Origin of the sequence: Vibrio sp. 1F253 (genome assembly GCF_041439295.1) — a bacterium.
Classification (GTDB): Bacteria; Pseudomonadota; Gammaproteobacteria; order Enterobacterales; family Vibrionaceae; genus Vibrio; species Vibrio tasmaniensis_A.
In genome coordinates this window covers 1-12,679 of record NZ_JBGONU010000022.1, presented here as the reverse complement: position 1 = coordinate 12,679, position 12,679 = coordinate 1, and the positions used below count along the sequence as shown (strand labels likewise).

Annotated in this window: 13 protein-coding genes; 7 read left to right on the top strand and 6 right to left on the bottom strand. The window is 43.3% G+C overall.

Translation table 11 applies throughout. From position 1 onward, the window contains the following. Window positions 1-38 precede the first annotated feature (38 nt). A complete protein-coding gene (locus tag ACED28_RS12625; protein ID WP_371709976.1) occupies window positions 39-1,487 on the bottom strand; it encodes an AlkA N-terminal domain-containing protein in 1,449 nt (482 codons plus the stop codon). A 236-nt stretch (window positions 1,488-1,723) separates the two neighbouring features. Here ACED28_RS12625 and ACED28_RS12620 point away from each other — a divergent pair, with 236 nt between their 5' ends. Further along, on the top strand, window positions 1,724-1,927 hold the full coding sequence (locus ACED28_RS12620) for a hypothetical protein (RefSeq protein ID WP_012601212.1): 204 nt from the start codon (window positions 1,724-1,726) through the stop codon (window positions 1,925-1,927). Between the two features lie 178 nt (window positions 1,928-2,105). On the opposite strand, the gene ACED28_RS12615 is transcribed toward ACED28_RS12620, so the two are convergent. Further along, window positions 2,106-2,996 carry a LysR family transcriptional regulator gene (locus tag ACED28_RS12615; protein ID WP_029225450.1) on the bottom strand — a complete coding sequence of 297 codons (891 nt, stop codon included), beginning with the start codon at window positions 2,994-2,996 and terminating at the stop codon, window positions 2,106-2,108. Between the two features lie 156 nt (window positions 2,997-3,152). Between ACED28_RS12615 and ACED28_RS12610 the strand changes: the two genes are divergently transcribed. Together ACED28_RS12610 and nagB are read left to right on the top strand one after the other, a co-directional pair. Further along, entirely contained in the window at window positions 3,153-3,506 is a 354-nt protein-coding gene (locus ACED28_RS12610) for a DUF413 domain-containing protein (protein ID WP_012601214.1), read from the top strand. A gap of 469 nt (window positions 3,507-3,975) precedes the next feature. Further along, on the top strand, window positions 3,976-4,776 hold the full coding sequence (gene nagB / locus ACED28_RS12605; protein ID WP_012601215.1) for a glucosamine-6-phosphate deaminase: 801 nt from the start codon (window positions 3,976-3,978) through the stop codon (window positions 4,774-4,776). A 46-nt stretch (window positions 4,777-4,822) separates the two neighbouring features. Here nagB and ACED28_RS12600 read toward each other — a convergent pair whose 3' ends face one another. After that, window positions 4,823-5,017: a hypothetical protein gene (locus tag ACED28_RS12600; RefSeq protein WP_371709975.1), complete on the bottom strand. Its 195-nt coding sequence runs from the start codon at window positions 5,015-5,017 to the stop codon at window positions 4,823-4,825. 135 nt (window positions 5,018-5,152) lie between these two features. Here ACED28_RS12600 and ACED28_RS12595 point away from each other — a divergent pair, with 135 nt between their 5' ends. The 4 genes from ACED28_RS12595 (at window position 5,153) to norW (ending at window position 9,966) form a co-directional block, all read left to right on the top strand. Continuing rightward, on the top strand, window positions 5,153-6,019 hold the full coding sequence (locus tag ACED28_RS12595) for a glycerol kinase (RefSeq protein WP_371709974.1): 867 nt from the start codon (window positions 5,153-5,155) through the stop codon (window positions 6,017-6,019). 291 nt (window positions 6,020-6,310) lie between these two features. After that, window positions 6,311-6,967: an NAD(P)H-dependent oxidoreductase gene (locus tag ACED28_RS12590; protein ID WP_017061511.1), complete on the top strand. Its 657-nt coding sequence runs from the start codon at window positions 6,311-6,313 to the stop codon at window positions 6,965-6,967. A 328-nt stretch (window positions 6,968-7,295) separates the two neighbouring features. Next, window positions 7,296-8,795 (top strand): anaerobic nitric oxide reductase flavorubredoxin, encoded by a 1,500-nt coding sequence (gene norV, locus ACED28_RS12585; protein ID WP_059018002.1) that lies wholly within the window; start codon window positions 7,296-7,298, stop codon window positions 8,793-8,795. 1 nt (window position 8,796) lies between these two features. Further along, complete coding sequence (gene norW / locus ACED28_RS12580) at window positions 8,797-9,966, top strand: NADH:flavorubredoxin reductase NorW (RefSeq protein WP_371709973.1); 1,170 nt, start codon at window positions 8,797-8,799, stop codon at window positions 9,964-9,966. 202 nt (window positions 9,967-10,168) lie between these two features. Here the strand turns inward: norW and gltS are convergent, their stop codons facing one another. The 3 genes from gltS to ACED28_RS12565 form a co-directional block, all read right to left on the bottom strand. Then, the gene (gene gltS, locus ACED28_RS12575; RefSeq protein WP_017060972.1) at window positions 10,169-11,395 is read right to left on the bottom strand and encodes a sodium/glutamate symporter; all 1,227 of its coding nucleotides are present in this window, start codon (window positions 11,393-11,395) and stop codon (window positions 10,169-10,171) included. 316 nt (window positions 11,396-11,711) lie between these two features. Further along, window positions 11,712-12,068, bottom strand: a complete 357-nt coding sequence (locus ACED28_RS12570; protein WP_009846095.1) for a YibL family ribosome-associated protein — start codon at window positions 12,066-12,068, stop codon at window positions 11,712-11,714. Window positions 12,069-12,255: 187 nt separating this feature from the next. Beyond that, window positions 12,256-12,618, bottom strand: a complete 363-nt coding sequence (locus ACED28_RS12565; RefSeq protein ID WP_371709972.1) for an SGNH hydrolase domain-containing protein — start codon at window positions 12,616-12,618, stop codon at window positions 12,256-12,258. Window positions 12,619-12,679 lie beyond the last annotated feature (61 nt).

Here is a 12,679-nt window from a genome sequence, read left to right as displayed (position 1 = left end):
ATATCAGAGAGGTATCTCTATTCCACTTGAAACATCGTTTAAGACTGATTCCAACAATGGAACGTGGCGTAACTTCCCCAAGGCGAAACACTCTCTGTATTAATGGTAGGGCGATGCTCGATGAATTTCTTCACCACCAAATCGCCTACTAGCAAGTGGTTAGGTTCACTGAGCCCGCGCAGCAGCGCATATTGAATCGTCCAAGGACCAATACCTTTGAGATCAATCCACTTAGAAGGATGCTCAGCTTCGTTATCGACCATGTATTGGGCAAAACGCTTTAAGGTTTCCTTACGACTTCCAGGCATTCTTAGAAAGCTCACATCAGCATCAGCTATTTGTTTAGGTGTAGGGAAATACGCTTTCTCTGATGCATCAGCTATTTGTTGTAAGTCAGAGCAATCTTGTGAATTAGCTTGCTCTTGTAAATCAGAAACCTGATATGAACCAGAGAGCTCTCGCACCAACAAGTTAAGCTGACCAATGGCCGCTGTTACCGAGACTTGCTGCCCGAGAATCGCTCTTACTCCGGCTTCCCAAGCACTCCACACACCAGGGATACGAATACCACTCTTAGCCACCAAGTTGGGATCAATGGTGCTAAAGAAATCTTCAACTTTGCTGATATCAACATCAAGGTCGAACATACGTCGAATATTGGCGATCAAACTTCTTAATTGGCTCATATCATCCAACTCAAACTCAATATCCAAGCTGCTCTCTTTGGCTAAAGTGGCCTTGAACCAGCCCTTCGAGCCGTTCACGTTCACTGTGCGTTGGTAATAACCGTCGCCCACCTCTTCTAAGCCTTCGATCATTCGTCGTCGATAAAAGCCCAGCAAATGATCCCAGTCCAACGGGCCATGGAAACTGAGTTGGATATGATTACTTAGATTGTTACTTGGCTTAGCTCTTCGGATTTGACTTGGCGAGAGCTGCAGCTCTTTTTGAAAGGCATCATTGAAGCGGCGCGTGCTATTAAAGCCACTCGCAAAGCCGACATCGGTAATGCTCATGCTACTGGTGTGAAGTAACTGCTTGGCAAACATCAATTGGCTATAAAGGCTATATTGCTTTGGTGATACGCCGATGTAATTATCGAATAAGGTTCGTAAATAGCGGTCTGAAATACCTAATCGAGTGGCAAGGTCGACGATTGACCCTGAGTTCAGCGCACCATGTTCAATCAACTGTAAAGCACGCAAGAAAGTCGTTTCAACACCTTTCCAAGCCGGAGAAAAAGGCGCGCTGTCTGGCCGGCAACGTAAGCATGGGCGATACCCAGCCTTCAAGGCTTGAGCTTGATGAGAAAAATACTCGACATTTTCTTCTTTGGGCGGGCTTGCTGGGCAAATCGGACGACAAAAAATTCCGGTTGTTTTTACCGCCGTAAAAAACATCCCATCAAAGCGAGCATCTCGCGCGTATCGAGCTAAATGACACTGCTCACTCGTTAACGTACTGTTGTGATGAATACTTCTCGACATGCTGTGCTCTTCCCATTTGCCATAATTTTTACTCCGATACCTAAAAGTTTACCGTGAACTGTCATTGTCGCTAGCCACTTTCGGAACTGAAGGTTAGATAAATCACAAAAAAGGGTTTTCTTTTTACGCAATTCGACTAAATTTAACCTTGAGAAGAAACTCTTCTCACAACGTCAACGATAGGTACTTAGCACACTAAGATGCAGAGATCTGTCGAATATAAAAAGGAAAAGGCTATGGTTCTTCACACGTGTCGTATTGTTTTATCAAACCAACAGGTTCTCACCAGTCAATCAGTCGAGCAGTCTCTCAGCTTTCTTGAAGACGAAGCGGATAAGGGGATTTCTAAGATTGAGATTGACGCAACGGATGGCAATCAAATCCATTCTTACATGTCACACTCTCTTGAAGAGTCTATCGAGAATCTAATGAACCTATAGGCCTTTAAAAAAGGCTACACATACCAGGCTTAAACGATATTTATGGAATTAGAAACGATCTCTAGTTCCGAAAAGAAGTACATTTCTGGTTTAAAAACAAAAATGGCTCCCAACTATATAACTAGTTAGGAGCCATTTTTATTTAATCAACAAAGCATATTGGTTACAGAAACAGCTGTTACTCTGGTGTTTGTTCAGCGGCTTGTTGCAACGTGTAGGCAGTCGAAGGGTCAATTTCATTAACCAACTTCTCAACCTGAATAATAGCATCAACCGAAGTACTGCTTTTACGGTAGCTCAGGTAAATTGGGCGATACCAGTCTTCAACCCCTTTGACCTTGTGCAATTGACCCGACTCGATAAAAGGTTCAACCATAGAAACAGGTAAATACGCACTGCCACCTTTCTCTAAAATAAAATCGAGCGCAATACGTGCTGTAGAGGTACGTAGATACGGTGCTGGAACTTTAGGGTGACGCTCGGCATGTTCAGAACCGAAACGCGTTCCCCAATCGACATAAACGTATTTATGTTGGAATACAGATTCCAGATCATCTTGTTGTGTTGATACCAACACCAAAACCAAATCAGCGACTTTTTTACAGTTCAGCTCTTCCGCTTTGATCTGATCAAAAGCGAAAGCCATATCTAAGGTTCGTTCTAACAAATTACGGTTCAGTTGCTCGCGCCCCATCACCTCGGCCATAAAGCCGTAGCCACCGAAAGAGTCGGTCACCACACTTAAGCAGTTTTGTAGATACGCATCCCAGATATTCGGTGTGCCACCCAGTGTTAACTGCAACGCTTTTCCACTTTCTAACGACAGCTCAAATTTGGCTTGTTGTAAGGTGGATACCATCACTTCAGCATAACCAATCAAACGCTCACCAGAAGAGGTCAGCTTGATGTTATTGCGGTCACGAATGAAGAGCTGAGTATCAAAGTAGCCTTCAAGCTGTTTGATCCGTGCACTTACTGCCGCTTGTGTTAAATACAAGTTTTCAGCTGCGCGCCCAAAATGTCGCACCCTTGCAACCTCAAGAAAGGTTCTAAATACTTTCACATCCATCAAAAATACATCTCTGTAATAAATCTGCTAACTAGCCGATCTAGGATTGTTTATCGTAAAGGCAAAAACGTTTTGCTTCCTATTTTAGCCTTTTAACAATATTTTCGCGTGAGCAATAAACACTAATTTCTATCTAACCACATTACTGAGGCTGATATGTCTGAGACCGAATTCCGACACGGAAAAAAACGTTTTTATGACACCATTAAATTCCCACGAGGGTTTGCTAAGTCGGGTGATTTTACTCTTTCAGAAGAGGAAATCCTAACCTTGTTTGGTGACACCATGTTTGCACTTGAGACTGGCGAACTTTCGCCAAGCAACTCAGAAGAAAAACACTTCATCAAAGTGTTGTCTCACCCTCATAAGGCGAAGTCCAAGTTAGAGCGTGTTTGGTTGAAGTACATTCAACTGGCTCGTGGACGCCGTCGCTTTCATACCCTAAACGGCTGCAAACGCAGCGAAGTTTCTCGGGAAGAATACGAAAGAGAGTTAGTGTTAGAAGATTAGTAAAACTGCTCAAAGTGATACCTCATCACTTTGAGCTTTTTTTTGTTCACCTCGGATTAACGGGAACTTAAAACAAACATGCTCCTTCTTCGTCATAATCAAGTGTAGCTAACCTACACAAAAACACCAATATTTATATAAAATTCATATCGATAGCGTGATAGCCACACAATTTCAATCCGTTCTATGGATCTTAATCCCAATTGAATTCATCACTCCTCAGCCTACCTTTTTCTTTTGACACTTGGCTCTGCATAAAATCAATATCTCGGTATGTGACAAACGTATTAATCTTGTTTAACTTCACCAAATATCCATACAATAATTGTGCAATTTTGAGTGTTATAATCACAGATATGACGAAAAAGCAAAAACTTGACCTAAAACAATAGCGCAAGTTGATAACTTATTTTATAATGCGAATTAATGTTTAAGAACACTATAAATTCTAATATCTAGGGGCAAATTAATGAGACTTATCCCGTTAAATCAAGCAGCACAAGTAGGTAAATGGGCAGCAGCACACATCGTTAAACGCATTAACGATTTTAAACCAACTGCAGAGCGTCCTTTTGTACTTGGTCTACCAACTGGTGGTACGCCACTAGCTACTTACAAAGCACTTATCGAGCTACATAAAGCTGGTGAAGTTAGCTTCAAAAACGTAGTTACATTTAACATGGATGAGTACATTGGCATCCCTGCTGATCACCCAGAATCATACCGTACATTCATGTACACTAACTTCTTCAACCACATCGACATTCAAGAAGAGAACATTAACCTTCTAGATGGCAACGCGGAAAACAACGAAGTTGAGTGCAAACGTTACGAAGACAAAATCAAGTCTTACGGCAAAATCAACCTATTCATGGGTGGCGTAGGCAACGACGGTCACATCGCTTTCAACGAGCCAGCTTCTTCTCTATCTTCACGAACTCGTATCAAAACGTTGACTGAAGACACTCGTATCGCGAACTCTCGTTTCTTCGATGGCGACATCAACCAAGTTCCTAAGTACGCACTAACAATCGGTGTTGGTACTCTACTTGATTCTGAAGAAATCATGGTCCTAGTAACAGGCCACAACAAAGCGCTTGCTCTAGAAGCAGCGGTTGAAGGTTCTGTTAACCACCTATGGACGGTATCAGCTCTGCAACTTCACCCTAAATCAGTGATTGTTTGTGACGAGCCGGCAACTCAAGAACTTAAAGTGAAAACAGTTAAGTACTTCTCTGAGTTAGAAGCTGAGAACATTAAAGACCTATAATTCTTAGTTCTTGAATGAGAAAGGCGTCTTGTAATAGAAAGCTGCCTTAAGTAGAAAAGCCACTTAAATGTGGCTTTTCTGTGCCTGCTATTTTTCTTTTTGATACGCGGAATAACTCTATACCGTCATAAATATTTTGCAGATCTCGCCTAGCTATCCGGTTACCAAGCGATAAGGTATTTAGTGCAAGCTGTTTAGATGCAACTAAAGCCCCACCTCCCACAAAATCAAAACCAGACATGGCTTTCTACTAAAAACATAGACCACTGAACTGCAGTTAGCATTGATAGATGTGATATGGTATTTACCAACGCTATCGCATCATATATATCTCCAACACCCATCAGCTGATCACTCCGCTATTTGAGAAAAGACTATGTCAGACAAAATTTCCACATCCGCACTCGCTAAACAAAAAGGCATAGAAGCTAAAGCTTTATTTAGCGATCTAAAAACAGCGGGCTATATTGTGCGTTCACAAGAGCGTTGGATTCTCACTGAGCGGGGAGAAAGCTTTGGTGGGGAATATGTCGAACACAAGAAGTTTGGTGTCTTTATTGTCTGGCCAGAGAAACTGCTTATCGATTTGGAGTCATTCTCAGGGAAAACTCTCACCGCCACCCAGCTTGGTAGCGCCTTTCAACTCAGCGCAAAGAAAATCAACTTACTGCTCAACGAGCTTGGTTGGATAACAAAAGAAGAAGACGGCTGGCATGTTACCTCTACAGGCCTAAAAGCCGGAGGTGAACAAAGGGAAGACAAAGCGACTCAAAACTTATTCGTGGTATGGCACGACTCACTGGTTCGCAATAAACGTTTAAAGCAGTCTGTTGTTGAATTCCTGGGGCATGATGCTGAAAGCCACTCAACCGATGTGTCATTCTCCAGTTTTCGTCAGAAATTCGAGGCGAAGCACCGAAGCTTAGATGGGCATTATGTTCGATCAAAGGGAGAGCTGATCATCGATAACTGGCTTTATATGGCAGGAGTGGTTCATGCGTACGAGCGTCCGCTTCCGATATCAAAAGAAGTGATCAGCGATTTTTATCTACCAAGTGGCAAAGTATACATCCAGTTCTGGGGAACCGATTCTGCACCCATCGCCGAAGATAAACGTGAAACGACGAGAAAAGTCTATGAAGAGCATGGTTTTGGTTTAATCGAAATCACGCCAGAAGAAATCCCCAACCTAGACAGCGTACTTCCGCCATTATTGCGCCAATATGGTATCAAGGCTTACTAAACTACTGAATCTAGAGATTCCACCTCCATTAAGATCACATTTATCGAATCATTATGGACATTATTAACCATAGTGATTTGATATGTTCGCTATTTTTCCCGAGTCATTCTTCTATTATCTTACACCCATCGACTTGAGCTACCGCAGATACTCGATTTATTGGGGCATGTTCGATAACTATTTAGACGTTCAATCTATAGAGATTCGTTTAAATTCGTTATCCGTTTATTGTTGACGTGACTGAACATAAAACCCTACAACATTTATTATTGATAGATATTAGGATTCAACATGACTCATCCAATCATTACTGATTTAAACACTCGTTACACAGCTAAAAAATACGATGCAGAAAAACGCATCTCTGCGGAAGACATGGAAGTAATCAAAGAAGCACTTCGCTTGTCAGCTTCTTCTATCAACTCTCAGCCTTGGAAATTCATCATCATTGAGAGTGACGCAGCAAAACAACGCTTCCACAATACTTTCGAAAACATGTTCCAGTTTAACCAACCACATGCGAAAGAAGCATCACACACGATCCTGTTTGCTCACGATCCTAAGTACACTAAAGAGAAATTCGCGAAGCGTGCTGATACAGAAGTAAGCTCTGGTCACCTACCAGCTGAAATGTACGAGCAATTCCTAGGTGCATACGCATTCGCAGAAATGAACACAGACGAAACAGGTTTCAACGGCAACTGGACTAAGTCTCAAGTTTACATCGCACTAGGTAACACACTGCACACACTAGCTCGTCTAGGTATCGCTTCAACACCTATGGAAGGTGTAGATGCAGCTATGATCAGCGAAGAGTTTGCTGACGAACTAGAAGGTCACGTTGTTGATGTAGCGCTAGCTATCGGCTACCACAAAGACGGCGAAGACTACAACTACGGCAAACCAAAAGCGCGCCTAGCGCTTGATGAAGTGGTTACTACGCTCTAATAGCTCGTATTTATTAGTGGCTTCAAAGCACTAATAGGTCTAGTTAATTTTAATAAAGCTAATAGCTTTACAGTTAAATCACACTGCCTTATTTGGCCAGACTCTCGTCTGGCCTTTTTTGTATCTGTTATTTATCCAAGCAACTACCAATTACCAACCACTTAGTCATAAAGACACACTGTGTTTATTTTGACTACAAAAAATACAATATCATAAAGACACATTATGGCGATTAAAAACCAAACAAACAACATAAAAACAAACACTTAAAAACATGGCACGACTAGTGCAATGAGAGCCTTAGATATTTCAATAAGGTATTATCATTATGACTATTCACGTTAAATCAAATGTTCATTGGGTCGGCGTCCACGACTGGGAAACCGAGCACTTCCACGGTAAGGAATACCACATGAACAAAGGCACGAGCTATAACTCATACCTGATCCGTGAAGAGAAGACAGTGCTTGTCGATACTGTCGATCATCGCTTTACTGAGCAATTCCTTGCAAACCTAGAGATGGAAATCGATATCAATGAGATCGACTACATCATTTGCCAGCACGCTGAAGAAGACCACTCAGGCGCTCTCTCTGCGCTGCTTGCTAAAATTCCCAACACGCCGGTTTATTGTACTGAAGCTGGAGTGACCTCCATTGTTGGTCACCACCACCAACCAGACTGGAATTTCAGAACCGTCAAAACCGGTGACACCCTTGATGTCGGTAACGGAAAGCAACTTATCTTCGTTGAGATGAAAATGCTGCACTGGCCAGACTCAATGGCGACTTACTTAACCGGTGATGAAGTCCTGTTTAGTAACGACGCTTTCGGCCAACACTACTGCGACGAAAACCTATTCAATGACCAGCTAGACCAAGTTGAGTTGCATGAACAGTGTCTGCGTTACTTCTCGAACATCCTGACGCCGTTTGCACCTCTAGTAAAAGCGAAGATTGAAGAAGTGCTGAGCTTAGGCGTGCCGATCGATGTCATTGCAACCTCTCACGGCTGTATTTGGCGCGACAACGCGACTCAAATCATTGAGCAATATTACGAATGGTCGAAAGCCTATAAAGAAGATCGTATCACGATTGTCTACGACACCATGTCAAACAACACTCGCATGATGGCTGATGCTATCGCTAAGGGTATCCGAAAAGGCAGCCCAGAAACGGCAATCAAGGTGTTCAATATTTCTAAGCACGACAAGAATGACATCCTTGCCAATGTCTTCCGCTCAAAGGGTGTGCTTGTTGGGTCATCGACCATGAACAACGTGATGATGCCGCAAATCGCCGCGCTACTTGAAGAAATACACGGCCTGCGCTTTGCAGGAAAAAGAGCCGCAGCATTTGGTTCTTCAGGTTGGACTGGCGGCGCAGTAAAACGCATCGATGCTCGCTTACGTGAAGCCAACTTCGAGGTGAGCGCACCTCAACACATCCACTGGAAACCAGATACAGACGCACTTCGTCAATGTATCGATTACGGGATGACACTGGCCGAGGTTTGGCGCACCGATGCGGACGAGGTTAGTGAGCCTAAACAAGTTGAGCGCAACGTTCAACGTATTGAATCAGCACCGACAAGCACCCCAACAGAGCTAAAAGACACGGCAGAGCAGAAGTCAGAAGAAGCGCAAGATAAGCCTGTACATAGCGCAGATTGCACTTGCTGGCGCTGTACTGTGTGTGAATGGGTGTACGACCCACAACTGGGTGAACCCTACCAAGGCGTTGAACCAGGAACACCATGGGCACAAGTACCAGATGATTTCCTTTGCCCTGAATGCCATTTAGGTAAAGAAGTGTTTGTGGAGAAGTAACATGTCGAACATTGTGATTGTGGGCGGTGGTTTCGCCGCCCTACAAACCATAAAGATGGTACGTAAAATTGACCAAGATGTCGCGATTACCATGATCACGGCAGATGCAGGAGCTGAGTACAGTAAGCCGAATCTTTCACACGTATTCAGCCAGGCTCAAACACCACAAGCGTTAGCCGTTAATAACGCTCAGCAATTGGCTGAGCAGTACAACGTGGTCATCAAAACCAAGGCTTTCGTCAGTGAAATCGATACCAAGCAGCAGTGTGTTCATGTTGACGGGCAAACCATCCACTATTCGAAGTTGGTATTAGCAACGGGCGCAACGCCTTTCATACCAACAGCGGAAGGGCTTAAACGCAACGCGACCATTACGTTAAATAGCTTGGAAGAGTTCGAGAAACACAAAGCTCAGATCGATGAAGCTCAACGTATCACTTTGATTGGTGGAGGCTTGATTGGGGTAGAGCTCGCATTCGACCTTCAAGCTGCGGGCAAAGATGTCACGATTATCGAACCCGCAAGTTATCTATTGAACAGCCTTGTGCCGCCTTTCGTTTCACTTGAGTTGGAACGGGAGCTGGCAAAAGCAGGGGTTACCGTCGAAACCGACTCTGCGATTTTTCGAGCGACTTACCTCCACGATGGAGTCAGGCTACAAACTACCGCCTCTCGATTAATACGAGCAGATATCGTGATTGCCGCAGCAGGGTTATGGCCAAATACGGCTTTAGCCACGCAAGCGGGAATAGACGTCAACAGAGGCATTGTGGTCGATGACACCCTGAAAACCAGTGTCAACAATGTGTATGCGATTGGTGATTGCGCTGAAATTGAAGGGCGTGTGATGGCTTATCTGCAGCCAGCAATCTTGTCGGCAAACGTGTTGGCGAAGCAGCTGACTATGGATAAAGGCGACATCAAAGTGGGCGAAGCAAAGCTCAGCTTGCCTCATATGATCACCAAGGTGAAAACACCGAGTTACCCGATTCAGCTGGCAGGGCGCGATATTCACACAGTTCAGAGCTGGGAAACTCGATTCGATCCTAAAGGCATTGTCGCCAAAGGCTTCAATGAAGATAACCAGTTGGTTGGATTCATTGTCACGGGAGAGCACATCAAGGCTGCATTTCCTTTACTAAAGGAGTTGCAAATCAGTTCACCATCATAAGTACAAAGGTGTAAAAGCAGTCGACTCATTACATATGTTCGGCTGTATTCAACACAAAAATGCACATCAAATTCGGGAAAATTTGATGCTTATACTAGAGCAACTCGAGTATAAGCAAGCAATAAAAAAGCCAGTCAACAGACTGGCTTTCTTGTGTTCATCTTAGTGCGATGAGCTCATCGCGTTTAAGCAAAATCGAACATTAACCGATAAACGAGATGTAACCTTGAAGGATAATCAGGTTAACGATATCGATAAAGAAGGCACCAACAATTGGCACCACCATGAAGGCTTGTGGCGATGGACCAAAACGGTTCACCAAAGAGCCCATGTTCATTACCGCTGTTGGTGTTGCACCTAGGCCGAAACCACAGTGACCACCTGCCATAACCGCTGCGTCGTAGTTAGAACCCATTACTTTAAACGTCACAAAGTAAGAGAAAATACCCAGTACAACCGCCTGAACCGCAAGGATAACCAAGAACGGAATCGCAAGGTCAAAGATGTTCCAAAGCTTAAGGCTCATTAGCGCCATTGCTAGGAACAGTGACAATGACACCGTACCAAGAATATCGACCGTTTCGCTGTCAGTCTTATGCAGCTTAGTCACTTCAAACACGTTAGTGATGAACACACCGATAAACAACGCGTAAACGAAGTCAGGAATCATCAACCAAGAAATTTCAAAAGTCGCCACCCACTGCTCTAGGTACTTCGCACCCGTGATACAGATAAGAAGGATGAACAACACTTCAATCACCTTCTTCGCCGTCACTTTGTCTTCTTCATACTCGTTGTAAGTAACAAGTTCAGGGAAGCGTTCATGCGTTTGCGTGCCAGTGCCGTACTCAGATTCAAGCTGGTTTTTATCAATCAGCTTTTGCGCCACTGGGCTACCGATAATACCACCGATGATCAAACCAAAGGTCGCTGAAGCCATCGCGATTTCTAGCGTATTGGCAATGCCAAACGTGTCTGCAAAAGTTTGAGACCAAGCCGCGCCTGTGCCGTGACCACCCGAAAGGGTGATAGAGCCAGCAATCAAACCCATCAAGGGTTCAAGGCCTAGTGCCGTTGCTAAGGTTACGCCTACACCGTTTTGGATAATGATGTAAACCGACGCTACCCCTAAGAATAGGAATACCTTAGCACCACCTTTTATCAGCTGTGTGTAGTTCGCCGCAAGACCGACCGTTGCAAAGAACATCAACATAAACGTGTTCTGCAAGGGCAAGGAAAACTCAAGATCAAGGCCGTTAAAGTGCAGGGCTGTAATAGCAAAAGCGACAATCAAGCCGCCGACAATGGGCTCTGGAATGTTGTACTTTTTGAGAATCGGAAGCTTTGCATTGACGAAATGACCTAGAAACAAAACACTAATCGCGATTAGGAAGGATTCTAATGGTCCAATTGAAATTAATTGATTCATATAACCTCTATTTTTTTACGTTCTCATCTTCCCTAATGAGTCTAGTTTTATCTGTAATTATTTGTGCAGCTCTACCTATATTTATACAAACTGGAGAGAAAGTGGGGATTCGAAAAGCGAACACATTACTGCGATCGCTTAGTGCCATGTTAGTAGCACGTTAACTTTTATAGGAGATAAACGGATTTGTGACAACAATCACCTCCTAAAAGTTGAAAACGGCGTGAGTATCTATGCCGCTGACTCTGCTTTTTTAATACCTAAAAAAGCAAAAAGGAGCTATTGCTAGCTCCTCTTTCATCACCATCACTGGTAATTAGAATTTTTTCGGTGCGTAACCCGTCATAACTTCAATGCGAAGCTCTTTACCGATCTTGGTCATTGGGTGAACAATTACTAATCCTTTAACAGACTTTTTAAGTTTACCCATATCCGCTTGTTCAGCCTTAGTAATCTCACGCTTAAATGGCATATCAACCAGAGACTTACGCTCTTGGTTTACATCGTAGCTTTCTTTATGTTTCAGCTGAGCGATTTTCTTGGTTAGCTTCTTAATCTCATCTTCAAATTGACGAACAACAGGACGATCATTACGAGTTTTAGCAGCCGCTAACTTGTTGCGACACTTGTCTAGACGGTTGTTAATTTGTTGAAGTTCGTTTTTAACACTCATAATAATTTCCTAAGATTTAACAAGCCAATTCGGATTGGGGCGCGGAGTATAGCACAATGGTTCACTTGAACCGAAATTTATCTTAAACATCGCTACCTAAACGAATCATTTAAGACCAACACAATAGCTCCAAACACAGAAACGCCCTTATTCTTTCGTGTAAACAATAAGGGCGAATGAGCATTTCCTACGGAGCTGATTGACCCCATATTTTTTCGCGAAATTGAGGAATAAGTTGGCCAGCACCAAATTCATTCAGGTGATCGTCATCAACGTATGTTGGGTGATTGTTGATATCCCCTAGGCACTGCTGATCATCACAAAATATCGGTTCAGGGTCTATAAGAGTAACTCGACAGTTTTGGCTGATTTTTTCATAAGATTTCGTAATCAATGCGGTTCTTTGTCGGTACTCTTCAAGAGGAATAGAAACCGAAATATCAGATTGATTTAAAATCGAATACTTATACATAGTTTTAGGTACATCTTTCTTAAGCTCAGGGATTGGCTTGACCAAATAAACAGGGTTAGATTGACTAAGCTCGCACATGGTCTTTGATCCGCACCAGCAGTTTTGGACACTGAGTTAAGTGAGTACAATCACTAATGAG

Bases quoted from the DNA above. Each gene is read 5' to 3' on its own strand.
- ACED28_RS12565 (WP_371709972.1), bottom strand. From the start codon at position 12,618: ATGTGCGAGCTTAGTCAATCTAACCCTGTTTATTTGGTCAAGCCAATC.
- ACED28_RS12590 (WP_017061511.1), top strand. From the start codon at position 6,311: ATGACTCATCCAATCATTACTGATTTAAACACTCGTTACACAGCTAAA.
- ACED28_RS12570 (WP_009846095.1), bottom strand. From the start codon at position 12,068: ATGAGTGTTAAAAACGAACTTCAACAAATTAACAACCGTCTAGACAAG.
- ACED28_RS12600 (WP_371709975.1), bottom strand. From the start codon at position 5,017: ATGTCTGGTTTTGATTTTGTGGGAGGTGGGGCTTTAGTTGCATCTAAA.
- ACED28_RS12595 (WP_371709974.1), top strand. From the start codon at position 5,153: ATGTCAGACAAAATTTCCACATCCGCACTCGCTAAACAAAAAGGCATA.
- gltS (WP_017060972.1), bottom strand. From the start codon at position 11,395: ATGAATCAATTAATTTCAATTGGACCATTAGAATCCTTCCTAATCGCG.
- nagB (WP_012601215.1), top strand. From the start codon at position 3,976: ATGAGACTTATCCCGTTAAATCAAGCAGCACAAGTAGGTAAATGGGCA.
- ACED28_RS12610 (WP_012601214.1), top strand. From the start codon at position 3,153: ATGTCTGAGACCGAATTCCGACACGGAAAAAAACGTTTTTATGACACC.
- ACED28_RS12625 (WP_371709976.1), bottom strand. From the start codon at position 1,487: ATGTCGAGAAGTATTCATCACAACAGTACGTTAACGAGTGAGCAGTGT.
- norW (WP_371709973.1), top strand. From the start codon at position 8,797: ATGTCGAACATTGTGATTGTGGGCGGTGGTTTCGCCGCCCTACAAACC.
- ACED28_RS12620 (WP_012601212.1), top strand. From the start codon at position 1,724: ATGGTTCTTCACACGTGTCGTATTGTTTTATCAAACCAACAGGTTCTC.
- ACED28_RS12615 (WP_029225450.1), bottom strand. From the start codon at position 2,996: ATGGATGTGAAAGTATTTAGAACCTTTCTTGAGGTTGCAAGGGTGCGA.
- norV (WP_059018002.1), top strand. From the start codon at position 7,296: ATGACTATTCACGTTAAATCAAATGTTCATTGGGTCGGCGTCCACGAC.